At 53.2% G+C, this 24,225-nt stretch carries 22 protein-coding genes; 11 read left to right on the top strand and 11 right to left on the bottom strand.

The window, feature by feature from the left end:
• Positions 1–10 precede the first annotated feature (10 nt).
• Positions 11–952 (top strand): ATP-grasp fold amidoligase family protein, encoded by a 942-nt coding sequence (locus tag ACOTZB_RS00620; RefSeq protein WP_193806756.1) that lies wholly within the window; start codon positions 11–13, stop codon positions 950–952.
• On the opposite strand, the gene ACOTZB_RS00615 is transcribed toward ACOTZB_RS00620, so the two are convergent.
• Both ACOTZB_RS00615 and ACOTZB_RS00610 read right to left on the bottom strand, forming a co-directional pair.
• Entirely contained in the window at positions 933–1,997 is a 1,065-nt protein-coding gene (locus tag ACOTZB_RS00615; RefSeq protein ID WP_421626217.1) for an ATP-binding protein, read from the bottom strand. The genes ACOTZB_RS00620 and ACOTZB_RS00615 overlap by 20 nt on opposite strands.
• Positions 1,994–2,698 (bottom strand): response regulator, encoded by a 705-nt coding sequence (locus ACOTZB_RS00610; RefSeq protein WP_047651105.1) that lies wholly within the window; start codon positions 2,696–2,698, stop codon positions 1,994–1,996. The genes ACOTZB_RS00615 and ACOTZB_RS00610 overlap by 4 nt, the downstream gene beginning before the upstream one ends.
• Before the next feature lie 271 nt (positions 2,699–2,969).
• Between ACOTZB_RS00610 and ACOTZB_RS00605 the strand changes: the two genes are divergently transcribed.
• The 9 genes from ACOTZB_RS00605 (at position 2,970) to osmB (ending at position 14,781) form a co-directional block, all read left to right on the top strand.
• Complete coding sequence (locus tag ACOTZB_RS00605; protein ID WP_193806753.1) at positions 2,970–3,356, top strand: transporter; 387 nt, start codon at positions 2,970–2,972, stop codon at positions 3,354–3,356.
• Positions 3,357–3,451: 95 nt separating this feature from the next.
• Positions 3,452–6,547 carry a multidrug efflux RND transporter permease subunit gene (locus ACOTZB_RS00600; RefSeq protein WP_421626216.1) on the top strand — a complete coding sequence of 1,032 codons (3,096 nt, stop codon included), beginning with the start codon at positions 3,452–3,454 and terminating at the stop codon, positions 6,545–6,547.
• Positions 6,548–6,817: 270 nt separating this feature from the next.
• Complete coding sequence (fabI, locus tag ACOTZB_RS00595; RefSeq protein WP_003856831.1) at positions 6,818–7,606, top strand: enoyl-ACP reductase FabI; 789 nt, start codon at positions 6,818–6,820, stop codon at positions 7,604–7,606.
• A gap of 153 nt (positions 7,607–7,759) precedes the next feature.
• Positions 7,760–8,746: a CMD domain-containing protein gene (locus ACOTZB_RS00590; protein ID WP_421626215.1), complete on the top strand. Its 987-nt coding sequence runs from the start codon at positions 7,760–7,762 to the stop codon at positions 8,744–8,746.
• 88 nt (positions 8,747–8,834) lie between these two features.
• Positions 8,835–10,769 (top strand): exoribonuclease II, encoded by a 1,935-nt coding sequence (locus ACOTZB_RS00585; RefSeq protein WP_421626214.1) that lies wholly within the window; start codon positions 8,835–8,837, stop codon positions 10,767–10,769.
• A gap of 323 nt (positions 10,770–11,092) precedes the next feature.
• The gene (gene pdeR / locus ACOTZB_RS00580) at positions 11,093–13,084 is read left to right on the top strand and encodes a cyclic di-GMP phosphodiesterase (RefSeq protein ID WP_421626213.1); all 1,992 of its coding nucleotides are present in this window, start codon (positions 11,093–11,095) and stop codon (positions 13,082–13,084) included.
• Between the two features lie 235 nt (positions 13,085–13,319).
• Positions 13,320–13,502, top strand: coding sequence for a hypothetical protein (locus ACOTZB_RS00575; protein WP_182071740.1), 183 nt, complete (start codon positions 13,320–13,322; stop codon positions 13,500–13,502).
• A gap of 43 nt (positions 13,503–13,545) precedes the next feature.
• Positions 13,546–14,298: a DNA-binding transcriptional regulator YciT gene (locus ACOTZB_RS00570; RefSeq protein ID WP_421626212.1), complete on the top strand. Its 753-nt coding sequence runs from the start codon at positions 13,546–13,548 to the stop codon at positions 14,296–14,298.
• Positions 14,299–14,562: 264 nt separating this feature from the next.
• Positions 14,563–14,781 (top strand): osmotically-inducible lipoprotein OsmB, encoded by a 219-nt coding sequence (osmB, locus tag ACOTZB_RS00565; RefSeq protein WP_232931063.1) that lies wholly within the window; start codon positions 14,563–14,565, stop codon positions 14,779–14,781.
• A 105-nt stretch (positions 14,782–14,886) separates the two neighbouring features.
• On the opposite strand, the gene yciH is transcribed toward osmB, so the two are convergent.
• The 5 genes from yciH to pgpB all read right to left on the bottom strand — a co-directional run bounded on the left by yciH (position 14,887) and on the right by pgpB (position 18,537).
• Positions 14,887–15,213 carry a stress response translation initiation inhibitor YciH gene (yciH, locus tag ACOTZB_RS00560; protein ID WP_023312064.1) on the bottom strand — a complete coding sequence of 109 codons (327 nt, stop codon included), beginning with the start codon at positions 15,211–15,213 and terminating at the stop codon, positions 14,887–14,889.
• Entirely contained in the window at positions 15,213–15,950 is a 738-nt protein-coding gene (gene pyrF, locus ACOTZB_RS00555; RefSeq protein ID WP_421626211.1) for an orotidine-5'-phosphate decarboxylase, read from the bottom strand. The genes yciH and pyrF overlap by 1 nt, the downstream gene beginning before the upstream one ends.
• 186 nt (positions 15,951–16,136) lie before the next feature.
• Positions 16,137–17,306 carry a lipopolysaccharide assembly protein LapB gene (gene lapB, locus ACOTZB_RS00550; protein ID WP_421626210.1) on the bottom strand — a complete coding sequence of 390 codons (1,170 nt, stop codon included), beginning with the start codon at positions 17,304–17,306 and terminating at the stop codon, positions 16,137–16,139.
• A gap of 6 nt (positions 17,307–17,312) precedes the next feature.
• Positions 17,313–17,621, bottom strand: coding sequence for a LapA family protein (locus ACOTZB_RS00545; RefSeq protein WP_023312067.1), 309 nt, complete (start codon positions 17,619–17,621; stop codon positions 17,313–17,315).
• A 148-nt stretch (positions 17,622–17,769) separates the two neighbouring features.
• The gene (gene pgpB, locus ACOTZB_RS00540; protein ID WP_313148623.1) at positions 17,770–18,537 is read right to left on the bottom strand and encodes a phosphatidylglycerophosphatase B; all 768 of its coding nucleotides are present in this window, start codon (positions 18,535–18,537) and stop codon (positions 17,770–17,772) included.
• 197 nt (positions 18,538–18,734) lie between these two features.
• On the opposite strand from pgpB, the gene ribA reads away from it, so the two are divergent.
• Positions 18,735–19,325 carry a GTP cyclohydrolase II gene (gene ribA, locus ACOTZB_RS00535; RefSeq protein ID WP_008501210.1) on the top strand — a complete coding sequence of 197 codons (591 nt, stop codon included), beginning with the start codon at positions 18,735–18,737 and terminating at the stop codon, positions 19,323–19,325.
• Positions 19,326–19,362: 37 nt separating this feature from the next.
• Here ribA and acnA read toward each other — a convergent pair whose 3' ends face one another.
• The 4 genes from acnA to cysB all read right to left on the bottom strand — a co-directional run bounded on the left by acnA (position 19,363) and on the right by cysB (position 24,063).
• Complete coding sequence (gene acnA / locus ACOTZB_RS00530) at positions 19,363–22,038, bottom strand: aconitate hydratase AcnA (protein ID WP_421626209.1); 2,676 nt, start codon at positions 22,036–22,038, stop codon at positions 19,363–19,365.
• A 161-nt stretch (positions 22,039–22,199) separates the two neighbouring features.
• A complete protein-coding gene (gene ymiC, locus ACOTZB_RS00525) occupies positions 22,200–22,298 on the bottom strand; it encodes a small membrane protein YmiC (RefSeq protein ID WP_421626601.1) in 99 nt (32 codons plus the stop codon).
• Positions 22,299–22,609: 311 nt separating this feature from the next.
• Complete coding sequence (locus ACOTZB_RS00520; protein WP_213327741.1) at positions 22,610–22,750, bottom strand: YmiA family putative membrane protein; 141 nt, start codon at positions 22,748–22,750, stop codon at positions 22,610–22,612.
• 338 nt (positions 22,751–23,088) lie between these two features.
• Entirely contained in the window at positions 23,089–24,063 is a 975-nt protein-coding gene (gene cysB, locus ACOTZB_RS00515; RefSeq protein WP_008502814.1) for an HTH-type transcriptional regulator CysB, read from the bottom strand.
• Positions 24,064–24,225: the final 162 nt, after the last annotated feature.

Below are 24,225 nucleotides of genomic sequence, written 5' to 3'. Positions count from 1 at the left end.
AGGAGAAGAAATGAACACCGCCACTTACGTTCTAAAATACACAGAGTATCTCATCAGAAAATGCCGTTCATTTTTAATGACGGACCTTCACTTTCATACCGTGAGGCTTAAGAGAACATCCGGTAAAACCCCTGACATTAACTTGCCCACGACGTTGAGTGAAAAAATATGTCATCGCCTGATCTATGACCATAATAACTTCTACACGATGCTTGCCGATAAACTCGCCGTTCGAGCATACGTTTCCTCCAGAACAACGCGCGTGAAAACGGTGCCATTAATTGGTGTTTATTCCCGGCCGTCGCAGATTGATTTTTCAGTACTCCCTGATAAATTCGTCCTTAAGTGCAACCATGACAGCGGCAGCACAATAATATGTACAAACAAAGCGCAATTTAACGAAAAAGAAGCGTGTAAAAAGCTGAGCCTCGCGTTAAAGAAAAATCTTTACTACACCACGCGCGAATGGCAGTACAAAAACATTACGCCGAGTATACTTTGCGAGCCGTTCGTCGATCTCTTCGATGATGTTGACAGAAATACAACGCCCGAAATGCTGAGGATCCATTGCTTTCACGGCGTTGCCCACTATGTAGAAGCGGATTTTACGGATGATAACGGCAACGGTTTTATCAACGTTTATGACAGGCACTGGAACTTACAACCCTTCCAGATGGAATATCCCAATACTTCAGCAGTTCCAGGCGAACCGGTCTTGTTCCGACAGGCATTGCTGGCGTCCCAGGAGCTGGCGGATGGAATTGACTACTGCCGTGTTGACCTGATGCTAAAGAAAGATGAAATCTATTTCAGTGAAATAACCCTAAGCCCGAGACGCGGTAAACTGACGATTACCCCGCAGGAATGGGATGCTAAGTTAGGAAAAATATGGCATTTATCGCCGGCAGGCGCATTTGACCTGCCGCTGAAGCTCACGAGTCGGGCCAGGTGAGCTTAAATATCGAGTGGTTTTGCGTCGATAAGGTATAGGTAACATCGCCACCATGAGCCAGCATGATGGCTTTTACCACTGACAAGCCCAAACCACAGCCTTCCGGGTTAACATGTCTGGCGCCATTATCGCGCTGAAAGGGCTGAAACAGGAAATCATGAAACTCTCTGGGGATGCCCGGTCCCCCGTCCTGAATAAGGATATAATTGCCTTTATCAGAAACGCCATTTTTCACGATGAGCGTCCGCGAGGTTGAATAGTGTAAGGCATTATCAAATAAAACGGTCAGACACTGGTTGATGCGTAATGGATCGAATACGCACTGCTGCTCCCTCAGTTCTGTATTGACGGTAAACGCCTTACGGCTGAACTCGGGCATGAACGTATCGAGTGCGTTCTGTATTGTCCCTTTGAGATCCGTTTGGGACGGATATAACGTATATCCCGCCCCACCGTCCGAGCTGATAACCCGCAGATCTTCAATTAGACGGGTTAACCCTTCCGTCTGTTTGAGAAGATTATTAAACAGCACCGGGTCCGGGATGAAAACGCCGTCAACCAACCCCTGAAGCCGTCCGCGTAGAATCGTGACCGGGGTTCTCAGCTCATGCGCAATAGCGGCATTCCAGGATTTCCTCTGAATATCCAGCGTCTGTAATTTTTCCGCCATTTCATTGAAATCCGTCACCAGGTGATTGATTTCACCCAGCCGGGAACTGGTGCAGAATGCCCGGGCGTCCAGATCGCCCTGAGAAATCTTTTTCAGGCTGGACGCTACCGCGTTTAGCGGGGTGAGTATTCGCGATGAAAGTTTGACCGTGAAAAAGAGAGCGATAATCAGACTGATCGTTGTCGCGGTCCCAATCCATACCCAGTCCCACATCGTCATCTGCTCGTCATCGCCCGCAGCAGCGCCGCCCGGGAGATGATCCAGAATAAAGGAGTAAAAAAACCAGGAGCCGAGTATGGCGATGGCAATGATCGTAAACGTCAGCAACAGCATATACGTTAAGATTTGACGACTCAGGACAGACTCTTTGTTCATTTCTTTTCCCCAAGCCGGTAACCCATGCCTCTGATGCTCTCGGGAACACCGTAAAGGCCTGCAAGCTCCAGTTTTTTACGCAACTTGCTCATATGGCTGTCGACAGTTCTGTCGAGCGTATCCCCTTCCGGCAGACACGCGTTGAGTAGCTCTTCGCGGGAGCAGACCTTTCGCGGGTATCTCACCAGGTATGTGAGCAATTTAAATTCGGTCGTCGTTAATACCGGAGAGACAACCTCTGCTCCCACGGTAACTTCCACGTAGAAGTCATCCGGATAGACCGTAATAAAGGGCGTTCTGAGCGGCTGGGAACCTGCCTGCTGAAGCGCGGGTTTTGTCCTGCGCAGCACCGCCTCAACCCGGGCGACAACTTCAGAAGGGTTGAAAGGTTTGATCACGTAATCATCCGCGCCCAGCCTCAGCCCCATGAGCTTATCGACATCCTGATCGAGAGCGGAAACCATGATGACGGGGACAACGCTTTCCTGACGAAGCGTCGTAAGTACGCTCCAGCCGTCACATACGGGCAGGTGAATGTCCAGCAATATGAGATCCGGTTTATGGAGACGATTGAGCGCTATGGCCTGTTCGCCCTGTCTGGCTCGGAGCGTTTTCATTCCCGAACGCTCTAAGTAGCTCATCAGTATATCGGCGATTTCGTCTTCATCTTCAACAACAAGGATCAGCGTATTTTTGTTCATATTATCTCCGCGGGTGAAATCCCTTTAAGCACGCTATCAGATATCTTTAGCACAATAAGACACAGCCTCCGGGAAAAAGTGCCGTAATCACGAAAATTTCCCGGCTGATTTAAATTCCCGGTTATTTCTCCACACAGCCTACACATTCCGTCAATAAAGACTCGACAATGCACGTTCAAAATCGCTATTGGGGCATAACCCGTTGTGCATTGCGCGCTGCAAATTACCACTGTTTCTTAAAGATTTTATGAAGTTGGCTGAAATAATGAACATGGAACTTTCTAAATATTTCTCTCCTAAAAAGCTGGGCATATATTCCTTGTTCCTGCTGCTGTCGTGGGGATTACTTTATACCTGGCTGGTACTGGTACACAAAATGGATGAAAAAGTTGCCTCAACGCTGCTCTCTTCACCCATTATTTATGGCTGCATCGCATTGTCGGTGGTCTCTCTGATCATCCAAAATAAAGCTGGCGCGTTGACTGAGCTGCTTGTCATCGCCTTTTGGCTAATAGTTATTTTTGTTTATCTCATTATTACGTTCACCGTGCTGTTAAACACAATGCCCGATATTGAGGATCTGCTCTTTTACTACGAGTGTTATTTGATCATTTTTTTTGGCGGAGCGCCGCTGTACCTGATTATGAGAATGATTTGAGCCGTTGCTCCACACAGCCTCCATAAACCGCCCACTTCCGCTAAACAGGTGCGCGGTAGACTTTCTACCTCACTCTTTTGCATAAAAATAACCCAATGCCTCATTTTTTTATTGAACGCCCCGTTTTTGCCTGGGTAGTAGCGCTGTTTATCGTCCTGACGGGTCTCCTGTCTATTCCCCGTTTACCGGTTGCGCAGTATCCGGCGGTTGCACCGCCGGGAATCATTATTTCCGTCAGTTACCCGGGGGCCAGCCCCGATATCATGAATACGTCGGTGGTGTCGTTAATAGAGCGCGAAATCTCTGGAGTCGATAACTTGCTCTATTTCGAATCTTCCAGTGACACAACCGGTTCGGCATCGATTACCGTCACGTTTAAACCGGGTACGGACATCAAGCTGGCGCAGATGGATCTACAGAATCAGATTAAGATCGTCGAGCCTCGTCTACCTCAGGCGGTAAGGCAAAACGGCATTAACGTCGAGGCCGCTAATTCTGGATTTTTAATGATGGTGGGGCTGAAGTCCGCGACGGGTCAATTTGAGGAAGCCGATTTAAGCGACTATTTTGCCAGAAACGTCAGTGACGAGCTTCGTCGCGTGCCCGGCGTAGGGAAGGTTCAGCTGTTTGGCGGCGAAAAAGCGCTGCGCATCTGGTTGGATCCCATGAAGCTCCACGGCTACGGGCTTTCGGTGAGCGATGTTCTTACCGCCGTTGGCCAGCAAAATGCCCTTGTTTCGCCCGGTAAAACGGGAGATGAGCCAGCGTCAGCAGGACAAGGGGTAACGTATCCCATCACCGTAAAGGGACAGCTCTCCTCGGTAGAGGCGTTCAGCAATGTCACCCTGAAATCTGACGCATCCGGCGCCCGCCTGAAATTGTCCGACGTTGCGCGGGTTGAATCTGGCCTGCAAAGCTACGCCTTTGGTATCCGTGAAAATGGCGTACCCGCAACGGCGGCGGCAATCCAGCTCTCGCCTGGCGCCAATGCGATGAGTACGGCTTCCGGCGTACGGGCGCGCATCGACGAGCTTTCCCGGGTGTTACCTGAAGGAATGGCGTTTACGGTTCCCTTCGATACCGCGCCGTTTGTGAAACTTTCTATCATGAAGGTTGTTCAGACATTTGTGGAAGCGATGGTTCTGGTCTTCCTGGTTATGCTGCTGTTTCTGCACAAGATACGCTGCACGCTTATCCCGGCGATTGTTGCTCCCGTCGCACTGCTTGGCACCTTCACGGTGATGTTACTGAGCGGCTACTCCATCAATATTCTGACGATGTTCGGCATGGTGCTGGCGATAGGGATTATCGTTGATGATGCCATTGTGGTCGTGGAGAACGTTGAACGACTGATGGAGGAAAAAAGCCTCTCCCCGCGTGACGCCACGCGGCAAGCCATGCAGGAAATCACCCCGGCGATTATAGGCATCACGCTGGTGCTTACCGCCGTCTTTATCCCCATGGGGTTTGCGGAAGGATCCGTCGGGATTATCTACCGACAATTTTGTATTTCCATGGCGGTCTCCATACTGCTGTCCGCGTTTCTTGCCCTGACGCTGACGCCGGCCCTGTGCGCAACGTTACTCAAGCCGCATAAGGCAGAAAAAAGCGGAGGCGGAAGGTTCGCAGTCGGGTTTAACGCGCGCTTCCGTTCGCTCACCGCCTGTTACGAAGCCGGGCTGGGTGCCGTTCTGAAGCGAACCGGGCGTATGCTGCTCCTGTACGCTGCGCTTTGTGCTGCGCTGTTTCTGGGATTGTCTTCGTTACCGTCGTCTTTTCTGCCGGATGAAGATCAGGGCTATTTTATGTCCTCAATCCAGCTGCCTTCTGATGCCACGATGCAGCGTACCCTCAACGTGGTTAAAAAATTTGAAGAGGAAATTGCGGCCCGGCCGGATATTGAAAGCAACATTATGATCCTGGGGTTTGGATTTTCAGGTTCAGGACCAAATTCGGCTATGGCCTTCACCACGCTGAAAGACTGGAAAGATCGGCAGGGGTCGACGGCCCAGGGTGAAGCCGACCATATACAGGCCAGCATGGCGAACGTCTCTGATGCCGTCACGATGAGCCTGCTCCCGCCAGCCATTTCGGATATGGGCACCTCGTCGGGCTTCACCTGGTACGTGCAGGACAGAGCGGGACAGGGCTACGAGGCGTTAAAGCGCGCGGCCGACGCGCTGGTTCTGCAGGCCAACCAGCGCCCTGAACTGAGTGACGTGTATATAGACGGTCTGCCGGAAGGAACAAGCCTTGCGCTCCAGGTGGACAGAGAAAAGGCTGAAGCGATGGGCGTCTCATTTGATGAAATCAACCAGACGCTCTCCGTCACCCTGGGCTCAAATTACGTCAATGACTATACGAATAACGGCCGCGTTCAACAGGTCATTATTCAGGCCGATGCGCCCTACCGAATGCAGCCTGAGCAGATACTGGCATTATCAGTGAAAAACCGGATGGGTCAGATGGTGCCGGTATCAACGTTTGCCACGCTTTCCTGGAACGTTGCGCCGCAGCAGCTGACGCGTTATCAGGGATATTCGGCTATTCGCATTACCGGAAATGCGGCGCCGGGAGCATCCAGCGGCACCGCAATGAAGGTTATGGAGAGTTTGTCCAGAGATTTACCTCAGGGCATGGCTGGCGAGTGGGCCGGGAGTTCATTGCAGGAGAGAAAATCGGAATCCCAGCTTCCGGGCCTTATCGTCCTGTCGATACTGGTCGTGTTTATGGTGCTCGCCGCCCTGTATGAGAGCTGGTCTATTCCATTTGCGGTCATGCTGGTCGTTCCGCTGGGTCTTATTGGCGCGGTGATCGCGGTGTCCGTCGCCGGCATGACGAATGACGTTTTCTTCAAGGTTGGCCTGATTACGCTTATCGGCCTGTCGGCCAAGAACGCCATTCTGATTGTGGAGTTTGCCAGGCAGCTCCATCGCGAAGGGCAACCTCTGCTGGCGGCAACCGTTCATGCCGCCAGCCAGCGCCTGCGCCCCATTCTGATGACCTCGTTAGCCTTCAGCTTAGGGGTTGTTCCGTTGATGCTGGCCCGTGGGGCTAGCGACAGTACGCAGCATGCCATCGGTACCGGCGTATTTGGCGGCATGATTAGCGGTACGCTTCTCGCCATTTTCTTCGTGCCGGTTTTCTTTATCGTCATCGCGCGCTTCATCGACAACCTCAGGAAAGCATGAATCCCCGTGCGGGATCGCGCTTCCTCGCTGGTTGGATGAGGTGAACCTGTTGCCGGGTGATATACTGGACGAATGCTGAAATTTTGAGCCCCCGCGAGTCCGCGGCGCTTTCTTCGGGGCAGGCGTCTTCGGAGAAGAGCGAGAAATATCGTGACACAAGGGGCTGTGAGTGGGCTATAATTTCGAGCTAATTTCGAATGATTTTGAAATACTGCCTGTAACGCCATGAATTACAAGGCAAAATTAGCAATGAATATAAGGATTAAAGCTATGGGTTTTCTTTCCGGTAAGCGCATTCTGGTGACTGGCGTTGCCAGCAAACTGTCCATCGCATACGGCATCGCACAGGCAATGCATCGCGAAGGCGCTGAGCTGGCGTTCACCTACCAGAACGACAAGCTGAAAGGCCGTGTTGAAGAGTTTGCCGCGCAGCTGGGTTCCAGCATTGTTCTGGAATGTGACGTTGCACAAGACGAAAGCATCGACGGCATGTTTGCTGAACTGGCAAAAGCATGGCCGAAATTCGACGGTTTCGTTCACTCCATTGGCTTCGCTCCTGGCGACCAGCTGGACGGCGACTACGTGAACGCGGTTACCCGTGATGGCTTCAAAATCGCTCACGACATCAGCTCCTACAGCTTCGTTGCGATGGCGAAATCCTGCCGCGCGATGCTGAACCCGGGCGCAGCCCTGCTGACCCTGTCCTACCTGGGCGCTGAGCGTGCTATCCCTAACTACAACGTTATGGGTCTGGCAAAAGCCTCTCTGGAAGCCAACGTACGCTACATGGCGAACGCAATGGGCCCTGAAGGCGTGCGCGTTAACGCCATCTCTGCAGGTCCTATCCGCACCCTGGCAGCTTCCGGTATTAAAGATTTCCGTAAAATGCTGGCACACTGCGAAGCGGTTACCCCGATTCGTCGTACCGTTACCATTGAAGATGTGGGTAACTCTGCAGCATTCCTGTGCTCTGACCTTTCCGCTGGTATCTCCGGCGAAGTGGTTCACGTTGACGGCGGCTTCAACATCGCTGCAATGAACGAGCTGGAAATTAAATAAGCTGTAACTCTCTTCCCGTACGGGAAGAGAGTTTTCCCCATGCACCACCCCTTCGTTATTCCGTTCTGCTATTTGTTATCACCTAACAATATTTTTCCCTTTATCTGCCTTACGCCAGGATATTGATCGCCATTTTGAGATCAAGGAACGCACATGGAACAACGCCGTTTTTCCGGCAAAGGCCACTGGTATCACGAGACCCAGTCGAACCACGCGCAGACAGATGTTCTGCCTCTGGTGCCCGAAGCCGCTAACGTCGACGATCGTTTTTTGCTCGATTTAGCCCTGCCTGATGAGATTGTCGCCGCCTGTTCTGGCTGGCTTACCCCTGCCAGAGCCTTATGCCACAAGCTGTTTCCGCTCTCAATTCCCGTGAACCGTCTGCATACGCTCAGCGCCTACGATCGGCTCAGCACCGCGCTAACGGTCGCCCAGGCCTGTGGCGTTCAGCGGCTCTGTAACCATTACGCCGCCCTCCTCGCCCCGCTTCCCGGCCCGGACTCCTCGCGCGAAAGCAACCGACGTCTGGCGCAAATTACGCAGTATGCCCGCCAGCTCGCCAGCTCTCCTGATATCATTGATGATAAAGCGCAGAACCAGCTTGATGAGGTTGGCCTGTCAATCTATGACATTGTGGTGATTAACCAGATTATCGGGTTTATCGGCTTTCAGGCGCGCGTGGTCGCGGTTTTACAGGCGCTGTTAGGACACCCCGTTCGCTGGTTGCCGGGCCATCATATTCAGCCGCACACGCTGCCTGCGCGCCACGCCGCCTGGGTGCCGCTGTTGCCCGTCGTCGAGCTGCGCTATGCGAGCGCGCATCAGCTTGAGTCGCTGTCCCGCTGGCAGGCAGAACCCGCGCTGGAGGCGCTGACGCCGGTCCTTTGCCACGAGCCGTCGCTGCTCGACCTGACCGGAGAGATCTTGTTAAACACCCGCGACGCGATCCCGCTGACGTCCCCCGCACTTTCGGCGGCGGTCGAACTGCTAACGCGCTCTCCGGACCGCTTCAGCGCCGCGCAGTTTACCCCGCTCACGGATCAGGGGCTCCCCGGCGAACATGCCATCATGCTGCTTACCCGGAGCGCGTTTGACGGCTGGCTCAATCGTTTGAAAGTCGCGTTTGGTAAAGAGGAATAACCATACTCATTACCCAAAGACCGCTTGCTGAGACAGTGAGAATCGCGTAAAACTGTCAGCCGCTCAATGGCTACGAAAATAGAACATTATGTTTCAGGACAACCCGCTGCTAGCGCAGCTTAAACAGCAACTGCATTCCCAGACGCCGCGTGCAGAAGGGGTCGTAAAAGCCACGGAAAAGGGCTTTGGCTTCCTTGAGGTTGACGCGCAGAAAAGCTACTTCATTCCGCCTCCGCAGATGAAGAAAGTGATGCATGGCGATCGCGTCATGGCCGTCATTCATACCGAGAAGGACCGCGAGTCTGCCGAGCCGGAAGAACTGATCGAACCGTTCCTGACCCGTTTTGTGGGTAAGGTGCAAAGAAAAGACGATCGTCTTTCTATCGTGCCGGATCATCCCCTGCTGAAAGATGCCATTCCCTGCCGCGCCGCCCGTGGCGTTGAGCATGATTTTAAAGAAGGTGACTGGGCCGTAGCAGAAATGCGCCGTCATCCTCTGAAAGGCGATCGCGGTTTTTATGCTGAGCTGACCCAGTTCATCACCTTTGGTGCCGACCACTTCGTGCCATGGTGGGTCACGCTGGCACGCCACAATCTTGAAAAAGAAGCGCCGAACGGCGTAGCGACCGAGATGCAGGACGAAGGTCTGACGCGCCGCGATCTCACCGCACTGGAGTTTGTCACCATCGACAGCGCCAGCACGGAAGATATGGATGACGCGCTGTATGCTGAAGAGAGCGCGGATGGCAAACTGCATCTGACCGTTGCAATTGCCGATCCAACCGCCTGGATTGCCGAAGGCAGCAAGCTGGATGACGCGGCGAAAATCCGTGCGTTCACCAACTACCTGCCGGGCTTCAACATTCCGATGCTGCCGCGCGAATTGTCAGACGATCTCTGCTCGCTGCGTCCAAATGAAGTGCGCCCGGTCCTTGCCTGCCGCATGACTATCGCCGCAGATGGCGCGATTGAAGACGATATCGAGTTCTTTGCCGCCACCATCGAATCGAAAGCCAAGCTGGCCTACGATAACGTCTCCGACTGGCTTGAAAATACCGGTAGCTGGAAACCTGATTCCGACGCCATTGCCGCGCAAATCCGTCTGCTGCATCGCATCTGCCTGAACCGCGGCGAGTGGCGTAAAACCCATGCGCTGGTGTTTAAAGATCGTCCGGATTATCGCTTTGTTCTGGGCGAGAAAGGCGAAGTGCTGGACATCGTGGCCGAACCGCGACGCATTGCGAACCGCATCGTTGAAGAGGCGATGATTTCCGCCAACATCTGCGCCGCACGCGTGCTGCGCGACAAGCTGGGCTTTGGCATTTACAACGTCCACACCGGGTTTGATCCGGCGAATACCGAAGCGCTGGCGGCCCTGCTGAAGAATCACGATGTGCACGTTGATCCGGAAGAAGTGCTGACGCTGCCGGGCTTCTGCAAGCTTCGCCGCGAACTGGACGCGCAGCCGTCGGGTTTCCTGGACAGCCGCATTCGTCGCTTCCAGTCCTTCGCTGAAATCAGCACCGAGCCTGGCCCGCACTTTGGTCTTGGCCTCGAAGCTTACGCCACCTGGACATCGCCGATCCGTAAGTATGGCGATATGGTTAACCACCGTCTGCTGAAAGCGATTATCAAAGGTGAAACCATTGCCCGTCCTCAGGAGGACACCACGCTGCAGATGGCCGATCGTCGCCGTCTGAACCGTATGGCCGAGCGTGACGTTGGAGACTGGCTGTACGCACGCTTCCTGCAGGATAAAGCCGGTACGGATACCCGTTTCGCCGCAGAGATCATCGATATTAGCCGCGGGGGTATGCGCGTCCGTCTGGTCGATAACGGTGCTGTCGCGTTTATTCCTGCGCCGTTCATGCATGCGGTTCGTGACGAAATGGTCTGTAGTCAGGAAAACGGTACCGTGCAAATTAAAGGTGAAACAGTTTACAAAGTCACCGACGTGATTGACGTCACTATCGCCGAAGTTCGCATGGAAACCCGCAGTATTATCGCGCGTCCTGTCGCCTGATAACCGGTTCAATTGTCGGTCATTTCCTCTCCGGAAAGGCCGACAATTTTTCTTTTTATCCCCGCCACAAAATCATTATTTTTCCTGACTATTTTCAGTATCCCTTCGCCCAAACCCGCCATAATTATCTACAGTAAAAGAGTGTTGTTATATTCGGTTATGTGAATTTCTATACGCTCCGTACCCTTTTTAACCTGACTCGTTTTATTATAAGAAAGCAGGGAAAAACAACAGGTTCACTTCGGTTTTGCCGCTGTTTCTCAACGGAAAAGTCGACAGCAAATGAATAATTTGTGCGCTGATGAACAGCTGCGGGAGAATACATGATGGACGATCTGGAGCAGAATTTGCTGTTTCGCTACATGGGCACTCACAGCCCGTGGTGGCGCCTGTCAGCTGACAGCAATGCTCTGCACCTTTCCACCAGCGAAAATGCTGATGTCACTCAGGTCGTGGCGCTGGACGATGAACAGGCCGATCTCATCCGTCATTTAACCGTTATTACATCCAGCATTTCCATGACGCTCTCGTTATTCGGGGAAGACCTCCCGGTTCATCTTGTGGGCCGTAAGATTACCCGCAACGAGTGGGCAGGCACCGCTTCCGCCTGGAACGATACGCCCTCCGTGGCGCGCGACTTGGCTCAGGGGCTCTCTTTCGCGGAGCAGGTTGTCTCAGAGGCCAACTCCGTCATTGTTATTCTCGATAAGCACGGCAATATTCAGCGTTTTAACCGGCTTAGCGAAGAGTACACCGGCCTGAAAGAGCAGGAAGTGATTGGTCAGAACGTGTTTAAGCTGTTTATGAGCCGCAGCGAAGCGGCAGCCTCAAAGCGCAATATTACCGGTTTTTTTCGCAACGGCAGCTCCTACGAAGTCGAACGCTGGATCAAAACGCGTAAGGGTCAGCGGCTGTTTCTGTTCAGAAACAAATTCGTCCACAGCGGCAGCGGTAAAAATGAAATTTTCCTTATCTGTTCCGGGACCGATATTACCGAGGAGCGCCGCGCTCAGGAGCGGCTGCGCGTGCTGGCCAATACCGATACCATCACCGGCTTGCCAAACCGCAATGCGATCCACGACCTGATTTCTGACGCCATCGCCAGCCGCGGCGATACGCAGGTTGGCGTCGTGTATCTCGATCTGGATAACTTTAAAAAGATCAACGACGCTTACGGGCATATGTTTGGCGATCAGCTTTTGCAGGCTGTCGCTCTCGCGATTTTGAGCTGTCTGGATGAGGAACAGGTTCTGGCGCGTCTTGGCGGCGATGAGTTTATCGTCATGGCCACCAATACCTCTCAGGGCTCTCTGGAGGCGATGGCGTCGCGTATTTTAACCCGTCTGCGCCAGCCGTTCCGAATCGGTTTGATTGAGATTTATACCGGCTGCTCTTTGGGTATCGCCCTCGCCCCGCAGCATGGGAACGACCGGGAAAGCGTCATTCGAAACGCCGATACCGCCATGTACACCGCCAAAGAGAACGGCCGGGGCAAGTTCTGCGTCTTCTCACCCGAGATGAACCAGCGCGTGTTTGAGTATCTCTGGCTGGATACCAACCTGCGTAAGGCGCTGGATAACGATCAGCTGCTGATCCACTATCAGCCGAAAATAACCTGGCGCGGGGAAGTCAGAAGCCTTGAAGCGCTGGTCCGCTGGCAATCACCAGAACGCGGCCTGATCGCGCCGCTGGAGTTTATCTCTTATGCCGAGGAGTCGGGGTTGATTGTGCCGCTGGGCCGCTGGGTGATGCTCGATGTGGTTCGCCAGGTGGCAAAATGGCGCGATAAGGGAATAAACCTGCGCGTGGCGGTGAACGTCTCTGCACGCCAGCTGGCCGACCAGACCATCTTCAGCGACTTAAAGCAGGCGCTGAAGGATCTGAATTTTGAATACTGCCCTGTCGACGTCGAGTTGACCGAAAGCTGTCTTATCGAGAATGAAGAGCTGGCGCTGTCCGTGATCCAGCAGTTCAGCAAGCTGGGGGCGCAAATTCATCTGGATGATTTTGGCACCGGCTACTCTTCCCTTTCTCAGCTGGCCCGCTTCCCTATCGATGCCATTAAACTCGATCAGGCTTTTGTCAGGGATATTCATAAGCAATCCATTTCACAGTCGCTGGTGCGCGCCATCGTCGCGGTGGCACAGGCGTTAAATCTGCAGGTGATTGCTGAAGGTGTGGAAAATGCAAAAGAAGACGCCTTTCTGACCAAGAACGGCGTCAACGAACGGCAGGGTTTTCTGTTTGCCAAGCCGATGCCTGCTGCCGCATTCGAGCGATGGCTAAAACGATATCAGGCGCGAAATCAACGTTAAAGGCCCGCCGCGTGATAGCGATTTTGCAGGGTCACCAGTCGCTGCCCCCCCGTGAGGCCGCAGCATCATCCAGACCGTGTGACGCTCCGCCTCGCAATAACCTGACATCTGCATGAAGGGGATTAAATTTGTCACTTACGTTTATGTAATTTAGTTATTGTATTTTTTCCCTTCTCTTTTGATCCTAATTTCTGCATCATTGAAAATATTAACTTTTCGCGCCTGGGGTGAGATTATGTCGACTATTGACGCACAAGCTGTAGCACAACGAATTGATACCGTGCTGGATATCCTGGTGGCGGGCGATTATCACTCTGCTATCCGTAATCTCGAGATCCTGAAGTCTGAACTTCTTGCTCAGAATGGTGCTGACAATACGCCAGAAAACAGACAGCCAAAAGCGCCGTGGGAAGTTTAACCCCACCGTCTCCGACCTCGTTTCGCTTTATTAAATGGATGCTATGAATTCCCGACAACAACTCATTTTGCAGATGGTCATCGATCAGGGACGCGTAAGCGTAGTCGATCTCGCTAAAACCACCGGTGTGTCTGAAGTCACCATCCGTCAGGATCTTAATCTGCTGGAAAAGCAGAGCTATCTGCGTCGCGCGCACGGATATGCGGTCCCGCTGGACAGTGACGACGTTGAGACGCGCATGATGAATAACTACGCGCTCAAACGTGAACTGGCGGAATTTGCCGCGTCCCTGGTGAACAACGGCGAGACCGTCTTTATTGAAAACGGCAGCAGTAATGCCCTTCTGGCGCGCACGCTTGCCGATCAAAAAGACGTTACCATCATCACCGTCAGCAGCTATATCGCGCATTTGCTCAAGGAGACGCGCTGTGAGGTGATTCTGCTCGGCGGTATTTACCAGAAAAAAAGTGAAAGCATGGTAGGCCCGCTGACCCGTCAGTATGTTCAGCAGGTTCATTTCAGCAAGGCCTTTATCGGGATTGACGGCTGGCAGCCGGAAACAGGTTTTACCGGCCGGGATATGATGCGCTCTGACGTGGTGAATGCCGTGCTGGAAAAAGAGTGTGAAGCTATTGTGCTCACCGACAGCTCTAAATTTGGCGCCGTTCACCCATACACGATGGGCCCGCTTTCACGCTTTAGCCGCGTGATTACCGATGAACGGTTGAGCGATGCGCACCGTAATAAGCTGGAAGATGACGGGCTGATCGTCAATATTATTAAAACGACCGCCTGAGTCCCCCTCCGCGCCCGAATTTCGGGCGCATACGCCCTTCTTTCTCTGAGATGATTCCTGGTACTTCTTTAAGAGTTTTTACCTGTTTAACCTGCATTAAAGTCGTAAAATTAATGTTAGCGATATAACAGGAAGTGACTATCACCTGCGTGATTACGTAACGCCTGCGCGACCAGCTTTCACGGAGAACAGAATTAAGTATTCGATTCGTCTATACTTAACGTGTACATCTTTCCGTGAATCGATAATTCAGGAGAAAGTATTATGACCTTAACCAGCAAAAATTTAGCCGCCGCTGTTCTGGCAATCACTGTAGCAATGTCCCTGAGCGCGTGCTCTAACTGGTCTAAACGTGACCGTAACACCGCTATTGGTGCCGGTGCCGGTGCTCTCGGTGGTGCAGTATTAACGGATGGTAGTACGCTGGGTACATTAGGTGGCGCTGCTGTCGGTGGTATTATCGGTCACCAGGTTGGCAAATAATTATTATCTAAGCCTTCCCCGATATTGCGATATTTGAACGCATTTCAGGTCTGACATACGCACGTATATAACACGAGCCACGGCATTTGCCGTGGCTCATTTATTTTAACCGCCCGCCAGTTTGACTTTCATACCTTTGGCTTCCAGCAGAGATTTTATTAAATCGCGCTTATCTCCCTGGATTTCAATAATACCGTCTTTCACGGCGCCGCCGCAGCCACATTTCTTTTTCAACTCGGCCGCCAGCTTTGCCAGTTCAGCATCATCCAGGTCAATGCCGGAGATAAGGCAAACCCCTTTCCCTTTTCGTCCACTGGTCTGGCGCTGGATCCGAACGATGCCGTCCCCCTTTGGACGTTCAACTTTCGCTTTCGGCTCGTCTATACGCCCGCTATCAGTTGAATAGACCAGACGGCTGTTGGAATCGGTCATTACGCCCCCTTTTTCAGCGATGCGTTGATAGCCTTAAGCGTCTCAGCCGGGTTGGCAGACTGCGTTACCGGACGCCCGATGACCATGTAGTCAACGCCAGCAGCCAGCGCCTGCTCAGGCGTCATAATGCGGCGCTGATCGCCCACGTCGCTACCTGCAGGGCGAATCCCCGGAGTGACCAGTTTAAAATCCTGGCCCAGCGCTGATTTGAAACGTACCGCTTCCTGCGCGGAGCAGACGACGCCATCCAGGCCGCAATGCTGCGTCAGACGCGCGAGACGTTCGGCATGCTCGGCGGGTGACAACGTCACGCCCAGGTCTCGAAGATCGTTTTCGTCCATACTGGTCAGAACGGTGACCGCAATCAGCAACGGTGCATCTTGACCGAACGGCAGAAGCGCCTCACGGGCGGCCGTCATCATTCTTGCCCCACCCGATGCGTGGACGTTGACCATCCATACGCCCAGCTCTGCGGCTGCGGCAACCGCGTGCGCCGTGGTATTCGGGATATCGTGGAATTTCAGGTCGAGGAAAACGTCAAAGCCGCGCTGCTGCAGATCGCGAACGATTTGCGGTCCAAACAGCGTGAACATCTCTTTGCCAACTTTCAGACGGCAGTTGCGAGGGTCGATGCCGTCGACAAACGCCAGTGCAGCGTCACGCTTATTGTAATCAAGCGCAACAACAACAGGAGAATCCGTAATTACGCGGGAAGTGGAGGATGTAACAGACGTCATGACCAGCCCTTTTCGTCTATGGGCGCGCAGCGGCGCGGAACAGATAAACGGCCAGCATTCTACCTGCCGACGTCGCAAATTGACAGGATCCATTTACGCGCCTGCCAGGCCGACAAACCGCACGGAGTTCAGGATATGGGAAAAAAGATCAGTATGTTGTAACTAAAGTGGAGTGTTTTAAAAAAATTACTGCCCGTCCAGACCACGGATTGGCTTGATGGTGGACCAGGCGCGGCAGGAAGGACAGTGCCAGTAGAGCGTATACGCGGTAAAACCACACTTCTGGCAACGATAGCGCGGCTTGCTGCGCACCTGTTCGCCAACCATGTCGCGCAGCACCATCAGGCTCTCTTTGGCGCGCCCTTCTTCAGCGTCGTTCAGGTGGTAATCCATCAGCTTATGGAACACCCGCATGGTCGGATGGCGCTGCAGCTGACGCGTAATATAAACCTGCGCGGTGTCGCTTCCCTCATACTGCTCAACGACGTCTGAGAGCATCAGTTCAGCGGTGGCACCGGTATTTTCTTCCACGCAGCGACGCAGGAAAGCTACCCACTCTTCCTGCTTGTCCAGCTGTTGATAGCAGGTTTGCAGCATTTCCAGCGTTTCACTGACCAGCTCTTTGTCCTGGTCGATAACCCGCAGCAGGCTTTCAACGGCTTTGGCGTAGTCGCCACTCGCCATAAAGACGCGCCCCATCATGATGGAGATTCGCGCGCTGTTGCGGTCCGCGGCGGCGCCTTTCTTCAGCAGCGCCATGGCTTTATCCATGTCGTCGTTGCCCATCTGCTGAAGAGCAAGCTCACAGTAGAAATGGGCGATCTCAACGCGCTGCTTATCTTTACCCATCTTCACCAGACGTTCCGCGGTATCAATGGCTTTCTGCCAGTCGCTGGTGGCCTGATAAATCTGCAGGAGCTGCTGCAGCGCGCCGATGCGGAAATCTGTTTCGTCCACCAGCTGCGCGAACATATCTTCTGCGCGATCGTACAACCCTGCGGCCATGTAATCCCGCCCCAGCTGTTGCACCGCAAGGAGACGTTGATCGTAGGTCAGCGAGGCGCTTTCCATCAGGGTCTGGTGAATACGAATGGCGCGATCGACCTCACCGCGCGAGCGGAACAGGTTGCCCAGGGTGAGATGCGCTTCAACCGTCCCCGTATCCTCTTTAAGCATATCGAGGAACAGGTCTACCGCTTTGTCCTGCTGATTGCTCAGAAGGAAGTTCACCCCCGCAACGTAGTCGCGGGAGAGCCGGTTGGCCTCATCCTGTTTTGTTTGTTGCGCACTTCTGCGGCCCATATACCAGCCATAGGCTGCGGCTACAGGCAAAAGCAGAAACAACAACTCCAGCATAGTCGATTATTCCTTCACGACCGGCACACCAGAGCTTTCCGGGATGTCAGACGCAGGGGCAATGTTATTTTCGAGTCGCTTAATTTTACGTTCAGCGCGCGCAAGAGAAACACGGACTTTCAGCCAGAACAGACCGCAAACCAGCCAGCCAATGGCAAATCCGGCAGCAAATAAGACCGCCAGCAGGCTCGAGACGCGATACTCACCCTGAGCCAGCAGATAGTTAAACGTCACCTGCTGATCGTTTTGTGCACCCAACGTGACTGAAATGACAAAAATCGCCAATACCAGTAAGAAAATGAGTAAATATTTCACATTACTTCCCGTTATGTGGTTCAAGCGAATAAAGTGTGTTCAATTCACCGCAATCAGCCTTATAAACTACCATTTTAGCGACGAGCGCGAAACGGAAAAAGTGACGCGCAGGTCATGGATCTATGGGCAAAATGCGGAATATCAACCGTCAGGCGTCTGTCTGGTCCCTTTCGGCAATTTCTTCTTTCTCTTCTGGCGGTGGCGTTAGCGGGCCACAGAATCGTTCAGTGAGCCAGGTCGCCAGCACGATCAGCAGCCATGAGATGAGCGTGGCGACGACCAGGTCGCGCGGCCAGTGCATCCCCAGCAGCAGGCGGCTGCCCATGACTCCCGTCGCCCAGACCAGTAAAATCACGATAGTGATCGTTCGGCGCCTTGGCCAAAGCAGCCCAACCCCCAGCAACGCCCAGCTGGCCGCAAACATGGTGTGACCGGAAGGAAACGCGAACCCGGTCTCTTTCTGCCAGTGTTTACGCAAGAATTTCGGGATATCCTGCTGTTCCGCAAGCTGTTCTTTCACCAGCGCGCCACGATCTTTACGCTTTAAATTGTAGAACTCATCCACCGGAATATGATGCGTTTTTTCCAGCCAGACGACAAAAGGACGCGGTTCCTGAACGCGATCTTTAACCCAGGACTTCACGCCCTGGCCGACAAGGATAGCGCCCCCAAGGATCGCAAAGAGCATCAGCGCCGCGCGCAAACGAAAGCGCAGGCACCACAGAAACCAGGCGCAGAGGAGTACGTGGGTAATAATCCCCCACGGCTGGGTGACCGTTTCCGTTATCCAGTATAACGTTTTCAGCCACGTGGCATTATGCCCGGGCTGCCACATCCAGCCTGAAAGCCATACGGCCAGAGGCATAATCAGTAAAATGGCCGCACCTGCTGCCGTACGTCTGGCGATTGAAAGCATGTCTTCTCCTTTTACGCTAAGCGTCACAATCATAACTGAAATTAATCATCCTGGTGGATATGTCGGATCGTGCGTTTAACGTTCATATAGCATGGTGCCCATTAGGCGAACCTGCTGAGCTTGTGGCAAAATGAACTGATACAGAAAGCAAAACAGGGCAAAGGCACGAAACGTGTCAGCCTACTCTGGAGAATCACATGCAGCTTAAACGTGTGGCAGAAGCCAAACTGCCAACCCCATGGGGCGATTTCCTGATGGTGGGTTTTGAAGAACTGGCAACCGGACAGGATCATGTCGCGCTGGTTTATGGTGACATTTCAGGGCAGACGCCGGTTCTGTCCCGCGTCCATTCAGAGTGTCTTACCGGCGATGCGCTGTTCAGCCTGCGCTGTGATTGTGGTTTCCAGCTGGAAGCCGCCCTGTCTCATATTGCAGAAGAAGGCCGCGGTGTGCTGCTTTATCACCGTCAGGAAGGTCGTAATATTGGTCTGCTGAATAAAATCCGCGCCTACGCGCTTCAGGACCAGGGCTACGATACGGTTGAAGCAAACCATCAGCTTGGCTTTGCCGCTGACGAACGCGACTTCACCTTGTGCGCCGATATGTTCAAGCTGCTGGGCGTGGACGAAGTTCGACTGCTGACCAATAACCCGAAAAAAGTGGAGATCCTGACCGAAGCGGGGATCAACATCGTCGAGCGCGTACCGCTGATTGTCGGCCGTAACCCGAAAAACGCCCACTACCTTGATACCAAAGCCGCCAAAATGGGCCATCTGCTGAAAGAGTGATGCTAAAAAGCCCGGCACGCGTGCCGGGCTCGTTTCATCAGTCCAGCATCTTACGAATCACATAATGTAAAATGCCGTCGTTCTCGTAATAGGTCAGCTCGGTTGCCGTATCAATACGGCACCGGCAATCCAGCACCTCGGTTTTCCCGTCTGCCCGCGTTAACTTCACCGGCACCGTTTTCCCCGGCTGCAGGTTTTGCAGACCGCTAATCTCAATCTGCTCTTCCCCGGTCAGTCCCAGCGTTTTACGGGTCACGCCCTGCGGGAACTCAAGCGGCAGGATCCCCATGCCGATCAGGTTCGAGCGGTGAATACGTTCGAACGATTCGGCGATGACCACGCGAACGCCAAGCAGACGCGGACCTTTCGCCGCCCAGTCGCGGCTGGAGCCGGAACCGTACTCTTTCCCGGCGATCACCGCCAGCGGCGTACCTTCCTGTTGATATTTGACCGCCGCATCATAAATCGAAACCACTTCCGTCCCCGGCAGATGGCGCGTCATGCCCCCTTCCACGCCCGGTACCATTTCGTTACGAATGCGTATGTTGGCAAAGGTCCCGCGCATCATGACTTCATGATTACCGCGACGCGAGCCGTAGGAGTTAAAATCGCGGCGTTCGACGCCCCGGCTCTGCAGATAACGGCCTGCCGGGCTATCGGCTTTGATACTCCCCGCCGGAGAGATATGGTCGGTCGTGACGGAGTCGCCCAGCATCGCCAGTATGCGCGCGCCGTGGATATCCTTAAGCGGTGCCGGCTCGGCCAGCATCTCATCAAAGAACGGCGACAGACGAATATAGGTCGAGTCATCCTGCCAGTCGTAGGTATCTGAGCCCACGACGTTGATGGTTTTCCACTCCGGCGTGCCTTCAAAGACCTCCGCATACTCTTTGCGGAACATCTCGGTTGAGACCTTTTCAACGGCCAGCGCGATTTCACGTGAAGATGGCCAGATATCTTTCAGGTAGACAGGATCGTTCTTGCGATCGTGACCAATCGGATCGGTCGCCAGATTGATATTCATGTTCCCTGCAAGGGCATACGCCACAACCAGCGGCGGCGAGGCAAGCCAGTTGGTTTTCACCAGCGGGTGAATACGCCCTTCAAAGTTACGGTTGCCGGACAGGACCGCGCCTACCGTCAGGTCACCCTGCTTAATCGCCGTTTCAATCGGTTCAGGCAGCGGGCCGGAGTTACCAATACAGGTTGTACAGCCGTAGCCCACGAGGTTAAAGCCCAGTTCGTCAAGGTACGGCGTCAGTTTGGCCTGCGCCAGGTAATCCGATACCACTTTGGAACCCGGTGCCAGCGAGGCCTTGACCCATGGCTGAGGTTTTAGCCCAAGCTCTACCGCCTTTTTAGCCAGCAGACCGGCCGCCATTAATACGCTGGGGTTCGAGGTGTTGGTGCAGGAGGTAATGGCCGCAATAACAACCGCGCCATCCGGGAGCTGATACTGATGTCCGTTCAGAACATAGTCAACTGGACGATGGTCTTTCTGCGCCACGTTCACTTCAAGGGCATTGCTGGCGGCAAAGGCTTTTGGCACATCACTCAGCGCAACCCGATCTTGCGGACGTTTCGGTCCGGCGAGGCTCGCCTCGACGCTTCCCATATCGAGTTCAAGGGTGCTGGTGAAGACCGGTTCATCGCCCGGGTTTCGCCACATGCCCTGCGCTTTGGTATAGGCCTCCACCAGCGCGACCTGCTCTTCGCTGCGCCCGCTAAGGCGCATGTATTCCAGCGTGACGTCATCGATGGGGAAAAAGCCGCAGGTTGCACCGTATTCCGGCGCCATATTGGCAATGGTGGCACGGTCGGCCAGCGGCAGCGAATCCAGTCCGTCACCGTAGAATTCTACAAACTTGCCCACCACACCATGCTTACGCAGCATCTGGGTGACGGTGAGCACCAGATCGGTGGCGGTAATGCCTTCAGACAGCTTGCCGGTGAGCTTGAAGCCCACCACGTCAGGGATAAGCATCGACACCGGCTGGCCGAGCATGGCCGCTTCCGCTTCGATACCCCCGACGCCCCAGCCCAGCACGCCCAGACCGTTGATCATGGTGGTATGGGAGTCCGTGCCCACCAGCGTGTCCGGATAGGCGACCCACTCTTTATCCTGCAATTCACTCCAGACGGCTTTACCCAGATATTCAAGGTTGACCTGGTGACAAATACCGGTACCCGGCGGGACCACGCTAAACCGGCTGAACGCCTGCTGCCCCCACTTCAGGAACACGTAGCGCTCGTGGTTGCGTTCCATCTCCAGACGCACGTTCTCGCCAAAGGCGTCGTCATCACCAAAGCGGTCAACGGTTACGGAGTGGTCAATGACGAGGTCAACGGGGGAAAGCGGATTCACTTTTGCCGTATCTCCGCCGAGACGCTTAACGGCCTCGCGCATCGCGGCTAAATCAACGACGGCAGGAACACCGGTAAAGTCCTGCATCAGCACCCTGGCCGGGCGGTAGGCGATTTCTCTGTCGGCATGGGCATTTTCGAGCCACCCTGCCAGCGCCTGGATATCATCGAGGGTGACAGAGTCACCGTCCTGCCAGCGCAATAGGTTTTCCAGTAATACTTTCAATGACTTGGGTAAACGCGAAATGTCCCCAAGCGTTCTGGCAGCCAGCGGCAGACTGTAGTAATGCCAGGTTTTGTTTTCTGCCTGTAATGTGTCCTTACTGGCTTCGCGTAGGGTTAACGACATAAGCTCCTCCTTAATCACAGAGATGCCCCGACAATCATCAGGGCCGTAATTAAAGATAACACAAAGATGTCGTAACGTTTTGATAACAACCCAAATTGATAAATTTAGGATTGGTCCAGAAAGGAGAAACAAAAAACCCCGCCGTAGCGAGGTTTTACAATTTAGTGGAGGGCCAACCAGATGAGCTGACTCCAGAACAGAATCGACACGGTAAAAACGCCGATCCATGACCAGTATTTTTGAGACGTCATGTTATTCATCATAGGGACACCAGGCATTATTTATTAAAAGTTCCGAGGTAAGTCCTCAGTGCTATATTGCTGATGTGTATTTATTAAAGAGTACAAAAGTGCAGAGTCGATATTCAGACTATTTGCATCATTACGCAATTAACTAAATTATTGTTTTTTGGGTTCGTCTTCTGCGAACACATCAATAAACGCTTGCTGCTGCGGCGTCAGTTTCCAGGACGCGGGTACAACGGTCGCAGGTGCTTTACGCCCTCTGTGGCCATTGTCACGATGCTGACACATCTGTTTTACCGAAGCTGTACGTACCGTCACTGCCATATTTAACCCCAATATTTCCAGGCCAGGAGAGCAACCACCACCCAAAACAGGGTAGAGACGAGAAAGACCGCCAGCCAGGCTTTACGCTTGAGCGCAGGATCCCTTTGCGGTTCTTCACTTCCTGAAGGCATTGCTAACCTCATACAATCGACATCGCTTATCATTTAGGACCAAACAATTGGTACAATTAATCATCTGTTGAGATAAATCCTAAAGAAACTTTAGTCGAAAAGCCAGTGAATTTACGCACCGGAAGGTATGAAATATTCAATCTTTTGACCAGAAATAAATAATTGAAAAGAAAAATTTGCGAAGGCGTAAATTAGTTTCTACTTTTGTCGCCAATTCACGACATTATAACCTTACAGGTTAAATGGATAATGACATTATATGACAGGGAACGCGTAGATGATGATAATTCTAATTTAGCTTTGAGGCGTTATTTCGGTATCTTTCCGTAAGGGAAAGATACCGGGTGTGATTATTTTTCGGGGAGTTTGATGTCTTTAAACATCTCTTCAATATCTTCATTTGAGCGTAATGCCACGGCGGTATCCACCACGTCACGCGTTAAATGTGGGGCAAAGCGCTGAATAAAATCATACATATAGCTGCGCAGGAAGGTGCTACGACGGAAGCCAATCTTTGTGGTGCTATGACTGAAAACATCATGCGCATCAAGACGCACCAGGTCAGGGTCTGACACCGGATCCACCGCCATGCTGGCAATAACGCCCACTCCCAGACCAAGCCGCACATAGGTCTTAATCACGTCGGCATCCGTCGCGGTAAAGACAATGCGCGGCGTTAACCCTGCCCGGTTAAAGGCCGTATCAAGCTCTGACCGTCCGGTAAAGCCAAACGTATACGTTACCAGCGGATATTGCGCCAGCTCTTCGATAGTGACCGACCCTTTACCCGCCAGGGGGTGATCGGGGGTCACCACAATAGAGCGGTTCCAGTGATAGCATGGAAGCATCACCAGATCGTCATACAGATGAAGCGCTTCGGTGGCGATGGCAAAATCTGCATTCCCCTTGGAAACGGCTTCAGCAATTTGCGTTGGCGAGCCCTGGTGCATATGCAAAGAGACGCGAGGATAACGCTCGATAAAGCCTTTGATCACACCGGGTAGCGCATAGCGCGCCTGGGTATGCGTCGTGGCAATATACAGCGAACCTTTATCCGGCCAGGTGTGTTCCCCTGCCACCGACTTAATCGCATCGACTTTAGAGAGGACTTCCCGCGCAATGCGGATGATTTCCTGCCCTGCGGGCGTCACCTGAGTGAGATGCTTACCGCTGCGGGCAAATATCTGGATACCTAACTCGTCCTCCAGCATACGAACTTGTTTGCTGATGCCCGGTTGCGAGGTATATAACCCCTCGGCGGTAGAAGAGACGTTAAGGTTATGATTCACCACCTCAACGATATAACGAAGCTGCTGTAATTTCATGCCAGACCATCCGATTTAGCGCATGCGGTCAATCGCTTAAGACGATTTAATAATAAGAAACAGGTTAACTATAACCACTATATCATTTATAGCCTGACTGTATAGTACGGAACAAAAAATAATAACAAGGTAATAAAAAAGGGCCGGAAATCCGGCCCTTTT

This window comes from Enterobacter cloacae complex sp. SHL020, assembly GCF_049236945.1.
Taxonomy (GTDB): Bacteria; Pseudomonadota; Gammaproteobacteria; order Enterobacterales; family Enterobacteriaceae; genus Enterobacter; species Enterobacter dykesii.
Note: the sequence above shows the minus strand (reverse complement) of the source record. Positions and strands in the feature narration are given on the sequence as shown.